The 16,443-nt window shown below is 37.1% G+C and carries 13 protein-coding genes and 2 tRNA genes; 6 read left to right on the forward strand and 9 right to left on the reverse strand.

Annotated features, from left to right (window positions below; genetic code table 11):
• Nucleotides 1–43: 43 nt before the first annotated feature.
• Nucleotides 44–1,627, reverse strand: coding sequence for a replicative DNA helicase (gene dnaB, locus CA2015_RS01140; RefSeq protein WP_048640225.1), 1,584 nt, complete (start codon nucleotides 1,625–1,627; stop codon nucleotides 44–46).
• A gap of 779 nt (nucleotides 1,628–2,406) precedes the next feature.
• On the opposite strand from dnaB, the gene CA2015_RS01145 reads away from it, so the two are divergent.
• The 3 genes from CA2015_RS01145 to CA2015_RS25385 all read left to right on the forward strand — a co-directional run bounded on the left by CA2015_RS01145 (nucleotide 2,407) and on the right by CA2015_RS25385 (nucleotide 3,977).
• Nucleotides 2,407–3,210, forward strand: coding sequence for a 3'-5' exonuclease (locus CA2015_RS01145; protein WP_048640226.1), 804 nt, complete (start codon nucleotides 2,407–2,409; stop codon nucleotides 3,208–3,210).
• Nucleotides 3,211–3,464: 254 nt separating this feature from the next.
• The gene (locus CA2015_RS01150; protein ID WP_048640227.1) at nucleotides 3,465–3,737 is read left to right on the forward strand and encodes a hypothetical protein; all 273 of its coding nucleotides are present in this window, start codon (nucleotides 3,465–3,467) and stop codon (nucleotides 3,735–3,737) included.
• Nucleotides 3,738–3,977, forward strand: a complete 240-nt coding sequence (locus tag CA2015_RS25385; RefSeq protein ID WP_084011973.1) for a GNAT family N-acetyltransferase — start codon at nucleotides 3,738–3,740, stop codon at nucleotides 3,975–3,977.
• Between the two features lie 210 nt (nucleotides 3,978–4,187).
• On the opposite strand, the gene CA2015_RS01155 is transcribed toward CA2015_RS25385, so the two are convergent.
• Together CA2015_RS01155 and CA2015_RS01160 are read right to left on the reverse strand one after the other, a co-directional pair.
• Complete coding sequence (locus CA2015_RS01155; RefSeq protein ID WP_048640228.1) at nucleotides 4,188–4,619, reverse strand: response regulator; 432 nt, start codon at nucleotides 4,617–4,619, stop codon at nucleotides 4,188–4,190.
• A gap of 331 nt (nucleotides 4,620–4,950) precedes the next feature.
• A complete protein-coding gene (locus CA2015_RS01160; protein WP_048640229.1) occupies nucleotides 4,951–5,910 on the reverse strand; it encodes a sensor histidine kinase in 960 nt (319 codons plus the stop codon).
• A gap of 355 nt (nucleotides 5,911–6,265) precedes the next feature.
• Here CA2015_RS01160 and CA2015_RS01165 point away from each other — a divergent pair, with 355 nt between their 5' ends.
• Nucleotides 6,266–7,201: an endonuclease/exonuclease/phosphatase family protein gene (locus CA2015_RS01165; protein WP_048640230.1), complete on the forward strand. Its 936-nt coding sequence runs from the start codon at nucleotides 6,266–6,268 to the stop codon at nucleotides 7,199–7,201.
• Between the two features lie 376 nt (nucleotides 7,202–7,577).
• Here the strand turns inward: CA2015_RS01165 and CA2015_RS01170 are convergent, their stop codons facing one another.
• Both CA2015_RS01170 and CA2015_RS01175 read right to left on the reverse strand, forming a co-directional pair.
• On the reverse strand, nucleotides 7,578–8,909 hold the full coding sequence (locus CA2015_RS01170; RefSeq protein ID WP_048640231.1) for an MATE family efflux transporter: 1,332 nt from the start codon (nucleotides 8,907–8,909) through the stop codon (nucleotides 7,578–7,580).
• A gap of 202 nt (nucleotides 8,910–9,111) precedes the next feature.
• Nucleotides 9,112–10,566: a DUF294 nucleotidyltransferase-like domain-containing protein gene (locus CA2015_RS01175; RefSeq protein WP_048640232.1), complete on the reverse strand. Its 1,455-nt coding sequence runs from the start codon at nucleotides 10,564–10,566 to the stop codon at nucleotides 9,112–9,114.
• A gap of 159 nt (nucleotides 10,567–10,725) precedes the next feature.
• Between CA2015_RS01175 and CA2015_RS01180 the strand changes: the two genes are divergently transcribed.
• A tRNA-Arg gene (locus tag CA2015_RS01180) sits at nucleotides 10,726–10,799 on the forward strand.
• Between the two features lie 56 nt (nucleotides 10,800–10,855).
• Nucleotides 10,856–10,931: transfer RNA gene (locus CA2015_RS01185), tRNA-Lys, on the forward strand.
• Nucleotides 10,932–10,977: 46 nt separating this feature from the next.
• Here CA2015_RS01185 and acnA read toward each other — a convergent pair.
• From acnA to CA2015_RS01205, 4 genes are all read right to left on the reverse strand, one after another.
• Nucleotides 10,978–13,758: an aconitate hydratase AcnA gene (gene acnA / locus CA2015_RS01190; protein WP_048640233.1), complete on the reverse strand. Its 2,781-nt coding sequence runs from the start codon at nucleotides 13,756–13,758 to the stop codon at nucleotides 10,978–10,980.
• A 139-nt stretch (nucleotides 13,759–13,897) separates the two neighbouring features.
• Nucleotides 13,898–14,872 carry an MlaD family protein gene (locus CA2015_RS01195; RefSeq protein WP_048640234.1) on the reverse strand — a complete coding sequence of 325 codons (975 nt, stop codon included), beginning with the start codon at nucleotides 14,870–14,872 and terminating at the stop codon, nucleotides 13,898–13,900.
• On the reverse strand, nucleotides 14,869–15,621 hold the full coding sequence (locus tag CA2015_RS01200) for an ABC transporter ATP-binding protein (RefSeq protein WP_048640235.1): 753 nt from the start codon (nucleotides 15,619–15,621) through the stop codon (nucleotides 14,869–14,871). The genes CA2015_RS01195 and CA2015_RS01200 overlap by 4 nt, the downstream gene beginning before the upstream one ends.
• A 1-nt stretch (nucleotide 15,622) precedes the next feature.
• Entirely contained in the window at nucleotides 15,623–16,420 is a 798-nt protein-coding gene (locus tag CA2015_RS01205) for an MlaE family ABC transporter permease (protein WP_048640236.1), read from the reverse strand.
• Nucleotides 16,421–16,443 lie beyond the last annotated feature (23 nt).

A 16,443-nucleotide genomic window follows, 5' to 3' on the forward strand; every position in this document is an offset into this window, starting at 1 on the left:
AAACCCAATTTAAGCACTATCATCTCCTACTAAGGCCTAATGCTTAAAATGGAGCCGGTTCATTCCCACCTGGGAATGGATTTTCTCCACTTTGATCACCGTTAGCCTTGCTCCCCATCCTTACCATTCCTTCCTCATCAAAACCTTTTCCACCAGCACCGCTAGGAAAACGGCTACCATAAAGCGCTTCCTGAGGCTGTTGGTATGGTACATTGATTTCCAAATCTGTAAATTTCGTGTATTTACCGATAAACCTTAGCTTGACATTTTCGAGCGACCCATTTCTATGTTTGGCAATAATCACCTCTCCTACACCTGCGGTATTATTACCATCTTCGTCTTCGGTAATGCCATAATACTCGGGACGATACAAGAACATTACAATATCAGCATCTTGTTCTATGGCTCCAGACTCTCTTAAATCCGACAATTGAGGTCTTTTATCTCCCCCACGTGTTTCCACTGCCCTTGACAACTGCGAAAGTGCAATTACTGGCACACTCAATTCTTTGGCGATTTTTTTCAAAGCCCTGGAGATACTTGATATTTCTTGCTCACGGTTACCTCCATTGCCGCCCTTACTATCACCGGACATCAATTGAAGGTAATCAATAACTATCATTTGGATATCATTCTGAGCTTTTAGCCTTCGACATTTGGCTCTCAATTCCAATATAGATAAGGCCGGAGTATCATCTACGAAAAAAGGTGCAGAAGTTAACTTTCCTGTTTTATGAATTAATTGCTGCCATTCGTAATCAGCTAGATTCCCCTTCTTTATTTTCTCAGAATCCAATTCAGCCTCTGAACTAATTAATCGATTGACCAGCTGAATTGAAGACATTTCAAGGGAGAAGATAGCAACCGGTCTATCATGATCTACGGCAGCATTACGAAGCACAGAAAGAACGAAGGCCGTTTTACCCATGGCAGGTCTTGCCGCAATAATTACAAGGTCAGACTTTTGCCACCCGGAAGTCACCCTATCGAGGGCCGTAAACCCAGAAGGAACACCTGTAAGCCCATCCTTCTGACCTTTTTTCCCTTCAAGTTCAGTGATGGCTTCCCGCATAATTGAACGCATGTCCACGTAATTTTTCTTGATATTGTTTTCAGAAATTTCAAATAAGGACTGTTCCATTTTGTCCAATAATTCGAAAACATCTGTAGTATCTTCAAATGCCTCCCTTTGAATTTCTGAAGAGATCTTAATCATATCACGTTTCATCGCCTGCTCGGTGATAATCCTAGCATGGTATTCAATATTAGAAGCGGAGGAAACCTTAGAAGTAAGCTCTGTAATAAAAATCACTCCTCCTGCCAATTCCAGACTTCCATTTTTCCTAAGTTGATTAACAACCGTAAGTAAGTCTATAGGTTCACCTGCATTAAAAAGATCAAGAATCGCCTCATATATCAAGCTATGGGCATCTTTATAAAAACTTTGTGGTGACAAAATGTCTACAACAGCTGTCAAAGCGTCCTTTTCAAGCATTAAAGCACCTAAAACCGCTTCCTCAATTTCAATGGCTTGAGGAGGCAATTTCCCCAAGGCAGAAATGGATTCATTAGGCCGCCTTCTGATATTTACCTTGCGTTCTGATCTATTGCTATTGTTGTCTGACATATTAACAAAAGTACCCTATTAAAATCAAAGGTTTTAAACATTTTATGCACTATCTTATCCACAATTTTATAACAGCTACTTAAACAACCAATTAAGTATTATAACAATTCTTAATGTGTTAATTTCTCCATAAAAACCTGTCCCACTTTTATCACCAGGAGTGCTACTAGTTACCTTTTTATACGCATGGGCTCATCCTAAAATCAAATAATCTTCAAAGCTGTAATAAACTTATCCACATTCGCAGGTTTTTAGTTCCATCCCAACTTGAGAAAGTAACGGCTAAGGATTTATCAATCTCATAAATCGTACCATTCTAAAATCACAACTTAAATAGCAAATCATTGCTGATTCAAGTTTCACAATAAAAAAGATAGCATCTGTACAAGGGATAAATAATGAACACCACTCATAAAAACACCAAAACTGATAATATGGCTTAGCGCACTGAATTAATGGTTAAAAACGGGCAAGCATCGGATGATTTTTTTTCAACCAAGAAACTTCCAATAAAACCCTGGAGAATTTGTAGATCAAAGCTTTAGACAAATTATAATTTCCCATCCTTACTCATTATCAAAGAAATAAATAGAAGTTAAAGCCAAACGCAATCAAAAAAGAACGAAACTTTTTTCTTAAGAAAATCACTATATTTGTATCAAATTACCCAGAAAAGTATCACCTATCAAAATCATTTGATTCACTGTATTGTGCAGTGGCTTTCCATTAACGTTTTTAATATTATTAATTTTTCACTTTACTTAAATTTTACGAATAAAATGGATTTGAATATCAAAACTCCCATTGCATTTTTTGATCTTGAAGCAACAGGAATCAACATCTCTTCTGATCGGATTGTTGAAATTTCAATATTGAAAATTTTCCCTGATTCAACTCAGGAATTAAAGACATTAAAAATCAACCCAACCGTTCCAATCCCTCTAGAGACCTCATTAATTCATGGGATCTATGACAAGGACGTCGTTGATGCCCCAACTTTCAAAGATGTTGCAAAAGAATTGCATCGCTTTTTTGAGGGCGCCGATTTGGCTGGATTCAATGTATTGAAATATGACATTCCCTTACTCGTAGAGGAATTCTTGAGAGCAGGTATTGATTTTGACATTGAAAAAAGGAACCTTTTGGATGCCCAAAAGATCTTTTTTATGATGGAAAAAAGAAACCTATCTTCTGCCTACAAATTTTACTGTGGCAAGACTTTAGAAAATGCACACAGTGCAGAGGCAGACACCATCGCTACCTACGAAGTCTTCAAATCCCAAGTTGAAAGATACCTGGGAGAAGAGCTTGAAGACCTTCAGGGCAATAAGATCGGGATCATGGAAAATGACATGAAGAAGATCCATAACCTGATCAATGAAAAAATGGTTGATCTGGCTGGCCGTTTTGTGTTTAATGACAAAGGAGAAGAATGTTTCAATTTTGGAAAACAAAAAGGTAAGCCAATAGCTCAAGTGCTAAAAGAGGAACCTGGTTATTATGACTGGATGATGAAAGGAGACTTTCCTCTAGATACTAAAAGAAAGTTAACCCAAGTAAAATTAAGAGGCTTCAATTTATAGAAGAATTGTAAGCCTACTGATTTTAACACAAAGCCTCCTATATTTTTTAGGGGGCTTTGTCTTTTTTCTTTAAAAAATAATTTCATCACTTATTCAAAATCAAATACCTTTGCCATTATTTCGGCTAAATTTCTTCTATGGAATAAAGGCAGTATCAATTCTTTCATGGTTTTTCCATACATTCCTTGCACTCAAAGAGTTTATAATAATAAAAGTTAAGTTTAAACAAGATTTTTATTCAAGCTAAACCTATCATGTCTAAAATATACAAAGCGGAAGTCAAAGACATACCAAAGATCCAAAACTTAGCAAAAATCACCTGGCCCATAACTTTTAAGGACATATTAAGCCCTCCACAGCTGGAATACATGGTGAATAAAATGTATAGCACCAAGGAACTATGGCATCAAATAGAAGGTGGTAAAATATTTTTTTGGATTGTTGAAATAGAGAAGGCTTTTTCAGGATTCATGTCTTATGAACTACATTCTCCAAATCAATCACATATTAAAATTCATAAAATATAAATCCATCCCACGGCCCAAGGCAAAGGACTTGGGAAAGAATTACTTAAAAAACTGGAAGAATTCGGAAAAGCTCAAGGTTTTGAAAACCTTACATTAAATGTAAACAAATACAATCTCCCAGCCATAAACTTCTACAAAAAGCAAGGTTTTATTAAGGTAAAAGAGGAAATCATACCAATAGGCAATGGTTATATCATGGACGATTATGTGTATTCGAAAAAAATATCGGCCAAAGATTAATAATCAATATCTCTAGTCTTATTGTTGATGTTTAAAATCACATTATCCAACTCTAAAGTAGATTTGTTTATATACGCTAAAATCTCGCTTTGATCGTCCGGAAAAGCCCCAATCATCAACTCAAGAAGATGAAAAAAACATAAGTCTAGGGAGTAGTTCTATAACTACTTGATATTGTATACAATAAATTATTTTTAATCTATCATTCAGTTATATTTTGGAAGGCAATTCAACAAGTGACAACCAAAATAATTGAACCTTTCGTAAAATTTCTTGGTATCCCCCAGCTCCAAATGGCTTAACAATATAGCTATTGGCATGGTTGGTATAGGATTCGTTAATGTCTTTTTGATTTGAAGAAGTGGTAAGCATGATCACAGGTAAGCGCCTTAATTCATCCGAATTTTTAATGAATTTCAAGACTTCCTGACCATTTTTGAAAGGAAGGTTTATATCCAACAGCACCAAATCTGGAGTAGGATTAACTCCATGTTTCTTACAAGAGTTTAAAAATTCAACCGCCTCTCTTCCGTCTTTTGCAAAACTAATTTGTAAAGGTAAGTTTAAATCCTCCAGTGCTTCTGAAATTAAGAAGACATCGCCTTCATTGTCCTCGACTAAAAGTATGTTCAACTTATCCATAGAAAATCATTAATGGTATACCTAGAAAAATAATAAGACCATTTCAAGCCTAACTTGAATTTATAGAAATCACCATTACTCGTTAGCAAAAATACACTATTTTTATTTCATTACACAGAACAATCAAATATTTATAGATATTATTACTTTCTTTATATCAACAAAATACAGGCTTTTTCTTAACCTAAAAACCCCGCGCACACCGAAGGTCATGTTTAAAATGTATAAAGGATTTCAGTCAATTGTATCAATAGGGCCATGAATCAGTTGCGCCAGCGGCAAAAAGAAAAAGGCTTAACCAAATAATTAATCTTCCTTGAGCTAAAATAGACTAAAAAGAATCTGAGCCGCTTTTCAGCTTAACACAAAACACGCTTCCTTTCCCAAAAGTTGATTTAGCCCAAATCTCACCCCCAAAACTTTCTGCTATTCTTTTACATATAGCCAAACCCATTCCTGAACCTCGCTTGATAAATCCATAATCGTATCTTTTTAGGATATAAAATACGCTCTCAAGATTTTCTTCTAGAATTCCTCTACCATTGTCCCTAACTTCTACAGTACAAAAGTCATCGGATACTGAGGAAGCAATTTCAATACTTAGAGGTCTTGAAACATCCTTGAACTTAATGGCGTTAGCAATCAGCTGATCAAAGAGTTGAATAAGCTGCTTGTAATCTCCAATCACATTAGGCAATGGTTCGATTTTCAATTCAATATTGCCATCCTTCAGTTTTTTGGAATTTAAGTTAATAACCTTAACAAATACTTCATCCAAACTTACTATTTCTGGTTTTCTCTTATTTTGGGAGAGTTGAGAAAATGTAACCAGATCGGATATCACCTCCTTAATTTTTAAAAAATTATCTAATGTGAGCTGTAAAAAATCTATTGAATTTTGCGGCAATTTCCCTTTATTTTTGCGGATAAACAATTCTAAAAATCCATGACTTTGCCTGACAGGGTCGGAAAGGTCATACGAAGCAACGATTATAAAATGGTCCAATTGTTTTATGGCATGTTCAGATTTTAAGCGCTCTTCTTCCAGCTTTCGATTTACCTTTTCAAGCTCTTTAACCTTATCCCCCAGATGCTTGTATTGCCTTTGAATCAAGATGTACAGTAAAATTCCAGTTAGAATCACATACACAACCCCATCAACAGACTTTATATAATCAATCGAATCCTTACCATAATCGGAAAAAATATAATCAGCGACTTTATTACTCCAGATTATCCAGGTAATTCCTCCTAACACATATATCAAGGTAATTTTTAAACTTGCCTTCATACGCATGTAATAAATAAAAATCCATTACTTGCCATTATCCTTTTTCTACTTGTAAATGATAAAACAATAACCACTACTTTTAGTACCTACATTAAAAATATTTCTCAATTAAAAATTGATAACTTTTAATACCATACCTACAGTAGTAAGGCTAATTACTGATAGCGTTTCATTAATTAAACAATTGGATTTCAAAATTCCTAAGTATTAAAACAATAATTCTTCCATTTTTGACAAAAGGTAAAATGTATCATTTGACATTGAAAGTTTAAAAATTATCAAATCATTTTGATCAAATCTCCAATTCCAGTTATCTTACAAAAACAAGGCCATCTTCAAATATAAAACACATAAAATGCGCTACCTTAAAATAAAGTTAATCCTTTTCAGTCTTACCTTTTGCTTTTCTTCTCATTTGCTCAACGCACAAAATGACACCATTAAAGTGTTAAGTTACAACATTCTTAACGGCTTTGATTGGGGCAAGGATTTAGAAAGAAAGAAAAACATGACTACATGGCTAAAAGAAATTGATGCTGATGTAATTGGCTTTCAAGAACTTAATGATTTCACGGATGAAGACCTAGAAATTTGGGCAAAGGAATTGGGCCATGACTATTCAGTATTGCTAAAAGAAAATGGATATCCAATAGGCATAATTTCAAAGAACCCCATTCAATTGGAAACGAAAATGATGGGAGGCTTATGGCATGGAATGCTTCATGTAGAAACCTATGGTATTGATTTTATAGTTGTCCACCTAAGTCCCCACGACTGGAAATTCAGACGCAGAGAGGCAGAGATAATCTGTGATTATACCGAAAAAAGCATCTTCAATAATCCTGACAAGAAATTAATGATCCTTGGAGATTTCAATGCCCATTCTCCATATGATGCGAATTTTGATACCAAGAATCCTATCGCTTTAAAAAGAAGTCAAATTTCTGACAGTTTAAGAATGGTTAAAAATGGCCCTCAAGCTTATCAAACATTACGAGATGGCACTATAGACTACAGCGTAATTTCAAGATTCCTTTCACTCCCATTGATCGATGTTGTGCAAAAACATACAAGTGATGAGGAGAGAAACTCATTCCCAACGCATGTTGTGGGAAAAGAACTTTCAAGATCAGATTTTGAAAAATACAAACGACGGATTGACTATATCCTAGTAAGCCCCAACTTGTCCAATTCTTTAATTGGAGCAAAAGTATTGAATCAGGGAGCGCCGGACACATTATCTGACCACTACCCAGTACTCGCTTCTTTTTTACAAACCAAAACACAATAAAATCTAATATTCTTAAAACCGGATTATGTAATAGGATTTCTCCGTCCTGACAATAGTCAGGGGTGAAGCCTGTCCCGTGTATACGGGAAGTGTTGCAATCGCAAGACAATCAGACTGTTTGGAGATTTTAGCATAGCACCGCTATGGTGAAATTGAAAACAGCAACGAAGTGGCTGATTTTAAAGCGATTTCAGCACGTAATAGAATATCTATTGCATATTTCGGGTTAAAGTAATTCCATCCCTCAACAGGAAAAAAAGCACATACCAAACTCTATAAAGTAATAAAGAGCCAAAGCTATTATGAAGTTAAAATAGTAATAAGGTAACATGATAAGACCCTTTCAGTGCAGGGTAGACAATCTATTGTTCAGTCCCTATATCGCATTGGTTTCTTTTTTCAGGAAGAAATAAGAAATAATGGCAGCACCTGTATCGGCCAATGGAAAGGAATACCAAATACCTTCCAATCCAAAAAGTGCAGGCATTATAATTACAAGTGGTATTAAAAATATCCCTTGTTTACTAAGGGCAAGTAATAAAGCAGGTTTGGCCTTTCCTACGGATTGAAAATAGGCGCTACCTATTAAGCTGAATGCCAATAGTGGGGTAGCTAAAAATGATTTCCTCATGGCTGGGATACTTTCCCTAATTAAGTCTTGGTCCGCGGTAAATATGGCCACCAAGGGCTCTGTGAAAATCAAAATCAAGACAAAAATCAAAAACGCTACAATTGTAGCAGACCTGAGGGCTAATTTAATGGTTGCATGAACACGTTTCTGCAGTTTTGCTCCATGGTTGTAACCTGCAATAGGAACAAAGCCTTGGGTAATCCCTAAAACCGGAAAATTGGCGAACATCATCACCCTACTTATAACCCCATACATGGATAAGCCCAATTCACCCCCATATTTAAAAAGCTCATTGTTTAAAACAATTGCTAATACACTAACCGTCCCCTGCCGGGCAAAGGTGACAGCTCCGAGAGAAGTTATCTCAGATGAAATATTATAGTTGGGCTTGATTCTCTGCAGGCTCATCTTCATATTAGACTTTCCAAATACAAAGAACCACAAGGAATAACCCGCACTTGCTACATAGGAGATCGTCGTAGCCCAAGCAGCCCCCTTTAAGCCCATATCAAACCAAACGATGAAAATGGGGTCCAAAACAATATTAAATACAGCAGGGACGATTAGGGTATACATGGCTACTTTTGGGTAACCTTCGGCGCGGATCACATTGTTGCACATCATGGCCCAAGCTAAAAATGGAATCCCTATAAGTATGATTGTAAAATAATCCTGGGCAGGCGCCAGTACATCTCCCTTCCCTCCAAATAACTTTAGAATCTCCTCAGAAAAAATAAAGCCTATGGCAACAAACAGTAAGGCCAATGTCAGGGTCATTCCAATTTGATTACCAAAAGTTTGAAAAGCCTTCTCTTCATCAGCATCTCCATAAGCCCGGGAAATAATAGAGGCTCCTCCTACCCCTATGGACATACCTATACTAGAAATCAAAAATGATATTGGCAAAACCACCGTTATTGTTGCGATTCCTAAAGACCCCACAAATCTCCCCACAAAGATGGTATCAACGATTCCGTAGATAGACAATACCAAAATACCTACAGCTGCTGGGAGCGCTTGTTGAAGTAATAATTTACCAATTGGGTCTTGACCGAATGAGTGGTTTTTGTTTTCCATAAAAATGTGGTACCCCTAGGAACGGACTGAAAGGTAAAATGTTCAAAATTAACAAGCTTTATTCAACCGGATTTTCTTGACCAAAAATCATTTAAAGGTCATTTATAGAAAATTCACCCTTAGAAAAAAAGCAAATAAGTATTGAATATTTATGTGGGCTTACCTATTGGTTAACCACTATATAATTCCAAAATTGTTTAATTTAAAATGATTTAGTGAACTTGATTTTAAGCTTCAATTGGAGATCCCTGATTACCTTAAAAATTTCTTTGATAGTAACCAATTGAACCTGGGTAAGTTGGCTAATTTTTATATAATTCAACGGTGGTTTTCCTTCATTAATAATGGCTCCTGCCTGTTTTTCAAGACGTAATCCCATTAGATAATAATACCCTTGGTACAGTTCCTTTGATTCCCTAGCACTAAAAACCTTAAGCTCAGTCAAAATTTCTAATCTTTTCCCTGTATTGGTTTCAAAAACCCTGTTGGCTAAGGCATATAGACGCATGGCATTCACCATAGGAGTCATTGCCCGTTTAATGTCAAAAACCTCCTCCTCGTCAACCTTGAAAGTTTTTATATTTTTTAGCCATGTCAATTGGGTATCATATTGAAGCGCATTTTGGGCCATATTGAAGAAAAATCTTTCCAACGGAAAATGCAACTGCTCATCCATAAATGATTTTAAATTTTCCAATAATGAAAAATCACCATAAATGGGTCTGCAATCAAAAAATGTACCATAGCTCAACACGGTCTCCATGGAAGACTCCTGAAACCATTCCTCATAATTTTTCTTCCAGTGGGACAAGGAATGGGTCCATTTTGAATTGCTGGCCATAAATCCTCCTTTACAATAATCAAAACCAATTTCGTTGAGATGATCAGATACGGTTTTAGCAAAATCAAGAAAATAATCCCGAACCAATTCTCGATGTTCATTTGCTTTGTCCTCATAAATGATTGCATTGTCCTGATCGGTTTTAAGGGTTTGCTCCTTACGACCTTCACTACCCAATACAAAAAAAACAAACTTAGCAGGTGGCGGACCCTTTTTCTTTATCACCTGTTCTATCACCCTTAAAGCAATTATATCAGCAATCGCTGATATAATTTGATTTATTATCTCAGACCTAACTCCTCTTTGAATTAACTGATCCACCATTCCCGGCACTTGCTTCCATTTTTCTTTTAGCTCTTCTTCATCTAATGCTTGTTTTACGGATTGTATAAACACAAAGGGAGAAAGCGATTGAACAGTCAATATCTTATTACGACTGGTCACGCCTACAAAGTGTCCCTCCTCTTCCACCAATAAATATCGCGTTTTGGTTCTAAACATGAGCAATAAGGCTTCATACACCAATGACTCTTTAGAAATAGACACCAGCTTGGTATCCATTATTTCTTTAACCGCATCTTTTGAGGATCTTTCTATTGCCATCACATTGTCCCGTAAGGTAATGTCAGTAACCACCCCTTGTATTGTGTCAATATTGTCCCCCACAAACAAACAACTGGATTTCTCATCCCTCATGATTTGAGCCGCCTTGAAAATAGGCGTATCGGGGGCGCAGAAAAGCACCTCCTTAAGTGAAATCTCACTTAAGGTTTTAATATAAAAATCGTCAATCGGGGGCAAGTGCTCCGGTATCATAGGCGCTTTTTTTTTCAAAGATCACCAATCATTTTGAAGAAAAGAAAAGTATTTTCCATTATCTGTTTGCAATTAAAAAAAACTACCTTACATTTGCACAAGCTTTTGAAAAAGCACAGAGAAACAGGTCGAAAGGCTTGTTTCTTTTTAACAAAAAAAGGTCCTGTAGCTCAACTGGATAGAGCAACTGCCTTCTAAGCAGTAGGTTTCAGGTTCGAGTCCTGACAGGATCACATTGTTAAATTTTCAATGGCAGCAAAGGTAAAATGTTACTTTTGATTTATTATCCGATTCTGTAGCTCAGCTGGTAGAGCATAACACTTTTAATGTTAGGGTCCTGGGTTCGAACCCCAGCGGGATCACCAAAAAAAGCCTGTTTTTAAAAAACAGGCTTTTTTTATTTTATCAAATTTAGGCTTTTAGAAATTGCCTTAGCACATAATGAAGAATTCCTCCATTTTTATAATATTCGATTTCTATCAAAGAATCAAGGCGAGCGACAACTTCAAAGTTTATTTCACTACCATCATCACTTATAGCCTTAGCTTTTAAAACTTTCAAAGGCTTTAATCCATCTTTTATTCCTTCAATGGAAATTTGCTCTTTACCAGTAAGACCTAGAGAAGCGGCGGTTTGGCCTGCTGCATACTGCATTGGGAGTACTCCCATACCAACCAGGTTAGATCTATGGATTCTTTCATAACTTTCTGCAATCACTCCTTTAATACCCAAAAGCGTAGTGCCTTTTGCAGCCCAATCCCTCGAGGAGCCACTACCATATTCCTTACCTGCCAAAACCAATAGCGGTACATTGTCTTCTATATATTTACGGGAAGCGTCAAACACAGTCATTTCTTCTCCTGATGGCATATGCGTAGTATACCCACCCTCTTGATTGGCCAATTGATTTTTTATCCTGACATTGGCAAAAGTGCCTCTTACCATCACCTCATCATTACCTCTTCGGGAGCCATAGGAATTGAACATCACCTGCTCCACACCTTTATCTAGCAAATATTTACCGGCCGGTGATTTGGGAGAGAAAGAACCTGCAGGAGAGATATGGTCAGTTGTAATTGAATCACCAAGCTTTAATAAGACCCTTGCATTAGAAATTTCATTAGCCTCATGGACCTGTTCTGAAATTCCATTAAAAAATGGAGCTTCTTTAATATAGGTAGATTTATCTGACCATTGATAAACCTTGTCTTCCGGGGCTTTTAATTGGCTCCACTGTTCGTTTCCTTTAAATATTTCCCCATAACTTTTTTTATAATCACCTGGAGAAAGCACACGCTTAGCCACTTCAAAAATTTCATCATTGGTAGGCCAAAGATCTTTTAGATAAACCGGCTCAAGGTTCGGATCATATCCCAAAGGTTCGTTATTAAGATCTACATCCACTCTTCCTGCAAGCGCAAAAGCTACCACTAGCATAGGTGACATCAGGTAATTCATTTTCACTTGAGGGTGCACCCTTGCTTCAAAGTTCCTATTACCTGATAAAACAGATGCCACTATCAAATCATTTTCTTCCACTGCCTTGGCGATATGCGAAGGTAAAGGCCCTGAATTACCAATACAGCTAGTACAACCATAACCGACTACGTGAAAGCGCAAAGCTTCTAAGTCTTCTAGTAGTCCAGCATTATGGAGATAGTCCGTTACAACCTTAGATCCGGGCGCTAGAGAGGTTTTCACCCATGGCTTCACATCTATCCCTCGTTCTCTTGCTTTACGGGCAATCAAACCAGCCCCTATCATCACACTAGGGTTGGATGTGTTGGTACACGAAGTAATGGCTGCAATAACAATAGACCCATCATAGAGCGCAAATTCTTCATTGTTCAATTTGACACCTACGGTTTTCAATCCATTTTTTACTTTGGTCTCTATTTCAAGATCTCGATCTAGCTGTTGTTTCCCACTTTCCACTGGTTGATTTCCTCCACCTTCATCTAACCATCTACCCACTTCTCTTTTTTCAATAGGGATATATTCTCTTCCGTGCACTTCCTTAAGTAGAGATCCAAATTTTTCTTTAAATTCCTTTAATAGGATCTTGTCTTGTGGTCTTTTTGGTCCTGAAACTGTTGGCTCCACAGTGCCCAAATCCAACTCAACTACTGATGAATAATTGATATCATCTTCATTTTCTCTCCATAGCATGTTCGCTTTGGCATAGTCCTCTACAAGCTTGATTTGTTCTGGGGCTCTATTCGTTCTACCCATATAGTCCAATGTCCGATCATCTATGGGGAAATAAGTAACCGTACAGCCAAACTCTGGAGACATATTGGAAATAGTAGCTCTATCCGGCACTGATAGACCATCCAGACCAGGGCCAAATACTTCAACAAATTTACCTACTACACTCTGTCGCCTCAAAAGCTCTGTAATGGTCAGTACCATATCTGTAGCGGTTGTCCCCATTGGTAAAGTACCGGTAAGCCTAAGCCCTACCACCTCTGGCATGATAAAGTAGATAGGTTGCCCTAAAATGGCTGCCTCAGCCTCAATTCCACCTACACCCCAACCAACAACACCAATCCCATTCACCATGGGTGTATGGGAATCTGTACCTACTAAGGTATCAGGGAAAGCATTCCCATCTCTGGCAATGACCCCTTGAGCAAGGTATTCAAGATTCACCTGATGGCAAATCCCCATACCCGGAGGAACTACTGAAAAATTATTAAAGGATTTTTGGGCCCACTTTAAAAATTCATAACGTTCACCATTCCTTTTATATTCAACATCTACATTTTTTTTGTAGGAGTAATTGGTGCCAAAATAATCAACCTGAACAGAATGGTCCACTACCAAATCTACAGGTATCAAAGGATTAATTTTTTCAGGGTTCTTGCCTTTTCGTACTGCCTCTGATCGAAGGGATGCGATATCTACCACTGCAGGCACTCCTGTAAAATCCTGCATAAGCACCCTTGCAGGTTTGTAGGGAATATCCTTTTCTGAAGGTTCCGGTTTCCAATTAAGCAGGGTTTCAATGTTTTCCTTGGTAATGGCAAAATCATCAAAATTTCTTAATGTATTTTCCAAAAGTACCCTAATTGAAAAGGGAAGTTTATTAATATTATGCCCTTGCTTTTGCAATTCTTTCAAACTCCAGTAATTAAGATCACCTTGAGCTGAGGGAAGTTTCTTTATGATTTTATATGGATCTTTTGTCATAAAATAAGTAGGTTTATTAATAAAAAGGATATTTATTCCGAATTTAAATATTATCTAATATACTAATATACCGAATTACAATCAATTATAGGGCCATAAAAAAAGCGGAAACAAATTCCGCTTTTTTATCCTATCTATATTATTGTGATTCAGCATCTGCCTTATCTCTTTTCCTAAATGACTTTCGGAAAAACCAATGATAACGCAAGGCTTCCAATGTTTCATTCATCCTTATGCTGCCTGTGTCCAAACTACTCATGGTACTTTTCAAGTAAGCTGCAAACTCCTCATCGTTCAGTAGCATTCCCATTGCATTGTCTGTTTGGTTGAGGTTTTCACTGACTTTACTGAAGTTTTTAGCTGCATTACTCGCTTCTGCAGAAGTAGTTTCAAGACTTTCAGCAGTGGTCTTTAAGCTTACGAATAGCGTAGTATCATTCAACATTTTATCAACAAGACCTCCCTTTTGGTTTAATTCGTTAGAGAATTTTGCCAGTTCAGCAGTCATTCTATTACTATTAAGGGCCGTTTTTTCTAGGTTTTCCATAACCGTCCTGAAGTTTTTCACTAGCATACTATCGGTTAAAACAGCGCCAACTATCCCCTCTCCGCTAGAAATTTTATGGGTAAGCACTTTTAAGTCTTCAGTAATGGACACTAGGTTATTGTTATTTACCTGCAATGTCTCCATCATCTTGTCTGTATCCAATGGCATTTCTGCGGTCAGCTTATCTCCATCTTCGATAGAAGGCCCCTGTCCTGATCCGCCATAGATCACAATGATTTTGTTCCCTATAAGTCCATCCGAACTAATGGTCGCTTTAGAATTCTTTTTAATATAATCTTTAGAGGAAGATTCAATGTTCATTTCAATTTCCACCTGAGAATCTCCATAAAAATTAATTTTCTTCACTGTTCCTATTTTCACCCCAGAAAACCATACATTATTTCCAGTTTGTAAGCCTCCAACATCGTCAAAGACTGCAGTAACCCTTACACTTTTCACAAAGGCTTTTTGTTGGGCCCCAAGGGTAAGGATGCCTACAACCAATATTGCGATCCCTATCAACACAAAAATGCCAACTGTAACGGATCTTTTATTTTCATTTCTCATTGTTCGATGAAATTATAGTCATAAAATGATTTTACTCTGCCGTCTACGGCATGTTCAAATACCTCTTCAAATTTTCCAGTATTCCCAAAGTGTCCATCAAGAAGCACGGCCATTCTGTCTCCCGTCACCTTAGCACATGTCAAATCGTGCGTAATAATAATAGAGGTGGTTTTATACTCTTCATTCACTTGGTTGATCAGGTTATTTATATCCATGCATGTAATGGGGTCCAATCCTGCGGTAGGCTCGTCATAGAGCATAATGGCTGGTTTTAAGATAAGTGTTCGGGCTATACCTATTCTTTTCCTTTGTCCTCCTGACAATTCCGAAGGCATCTGATTTATTGCTTGAATCAGCCCTACACCTTCCAATACCTCCTCTACCAATCTGTCTTTTTCACCTTTACTCAGATTTTTCACATTTCTTACCAAGGGAAATTCAAGGTTTTCTCTAACAGTCATACTGTCATAAAGGGCACTAGCTTGAAAGGAAAACCCAATTTTCAGCCTTAACTCATTGAGGCTTCTCTGATTCAATTGACTAACTTCCTTACCCAGTACAATGGCTGAACCACTATCCTGAGTGAGCAAACCAACCATAATTTTGATCAATACGGATTTACCACTTCCTGATTTACCTAGTACTACTAAATTCTCCCCCCTATAGAGGTCCAAATTTACGTTCTTAAGAACATCCATATCCCCAAAGGATTTGGAAAGGTCTTTTATTTGAATAACAGTATCTTTCATATTATAATTGCCTAAAGAAATTAGTGATCTGTAAAGACAATAATTCTTCAATAAATATTAAAAACATGGCCATAACAACAGCGGAGTTAGCTGCCTTACCTACTCCTTCTGTTCCTTTAGTGGAATTATACCCTTTGTAACACCCAACTATTCCAATTGTAAATCCAAAAACCAAGGATTTTAACATTGAAGAGGTGATATCGAGAAATGAAATGGAATCGAAAACCTGAACAAAAAAGGTATTTATACTTACCATCTCATTGACATGGACATTTAAGAAAGCCCCCATAAGCGCAACAAAATCCGTGTACAACACCAATACAGGTATCATAAATGTACTGGCCAACACTCTTGTTACGACAAGAAACTTAAAAGGATTAGTAGCAGAAACTTCCATCGCATCAATTTGCTCGGTCACCTTCATTGAACCAATCTCAGCTCCAATACTCGAGCCAACTTTACCTGCCGCAATGAGTGCGGTAACCAAAGGCCCCATGGCCCTAACAACTGCAATCGAAATTAATGCGGGCAACCATGATGTGGCTCCAAACTCCGAAAGGGAAGGTCTTGACTGATTGGTAAAAACGATCCCTACAATAAAACCCGTTAGAGAAATTAATGGTAGTGAGTTATACCCTATTCGGTAACATTGCCGAATTACCTCCTTAAATTCATAAGGAGGAATCCACACTTCAATAAAAAATTTCTTAAGAAATAAGAATGCCCTTTCAAGCCCAATGAAAAACTTGTCTATTCTTTTACCAAACACTTTATCATTTCCTTTGAGGTTTTCAGCCATATTTTTGATATATTAAAATTCAA

Origin of the sequence: Cyclobacterium amurskyense (assembly GCF_001050135.1) — a bacterium.
Taxonomy (GTDB): domain Bacteria; phylum Bacteroidota; class Bacteroidia; order Cytophagales; family Cyclobacteriaceae; genus Cyclobacterium; species Cyclobacterium amurskyense.

What these genes read in the sequence shown, in the direction of transcription:
- CA2015_RS01155 (WP_048640228.1), bottom strand. Translation starts at nt 4,619, where the DNA reads ATGGATAAGTTGAACATACTTTTAGTCGAGGACAATGAAGGCGATGTC.
- CA2015_RS01200 (WP_048640235.1), bottom strand. Translation starts at nt 15,621, where the DNA reads ATGAAAGATACTGTTATTCAAATAAAAGACCTTTCCAAATCCTTTGGG.
- CA2015_RS01175 (WP_048640232.1), bottom strand. Translation starts at nt 10,566, where the DNA reads ATGATACCGGAGCACTTGCCCCCGATTGACGATTTTTATATTAAAACC.
- CA2015_RS01145 (WP_048640226.1), top strand. Translation starts at nt 2,407, where the DNA reads ATGGATTTGAATATCAAAACTCCCATTGCATTTTTTGATCTTGAAGCA.
- CA2015_RS01150 (WP_048640227.1), top strand. Translation starts at nt 3,465, where the DNA reads ATGTCTAAAATATACAAAGCGGAAGTCAAAGACATACCAAAGATCCAA.
- CA2015_RS01170 (WP_048640231.1), bottom strand. Translation starts at nt 8,909, where the DNA reads ATGGAAAACAAAAACCACTCATTCGGTCAAGACCCAATTGGTAAATTA.
- CA2015_RS01160 (WP_048640229.1), bottom strand. Translation starts at nt 5,910, where the DNA reads ATGAAGGCAAGTTTAAAAATTACCTTGATATATGTGTTAGGAGGAATT.
- CA2015_RS01195 (WP_048640234.1), bottom strand. Translation starts at nt 14,872, where the DNA reads ATGAGAAATGAAAATAAAAGATCCGTTACAGTTGGCATTTTTGTGTTG.
- dnaB (WP_048640225.1), bottom strand. Translation starts at nt 1,627, where the DNA reads ATGTCAGACAACAATAGCAATAGATCAGAACGCAAGGTAAATATCAGA.
- CA2015_RS01165 (WP_048640230.1), top strand. Translation starts at nt 6,266, where the DNA reads ATGCGCTACCTTAAAATAAAGTTAATCCTTTTCAGTCTTACCTTTTGC.
- CA2015_RS01205 (WP_048640236.1), bottom strand. Translation starts at nt 16,420, where the DNA reads ATGGCTGAAAACCTCAAAGGAAATGATAAAGTGTTTGGTAAAAGAATA.
- acnA (WP_048640233.1), bottom strand. Translation starts at nt 13,758, where the DNA reads ATGACAAAAGATCCATATAAAATCATAAAGAAACTTCCCTCAGCTCAA.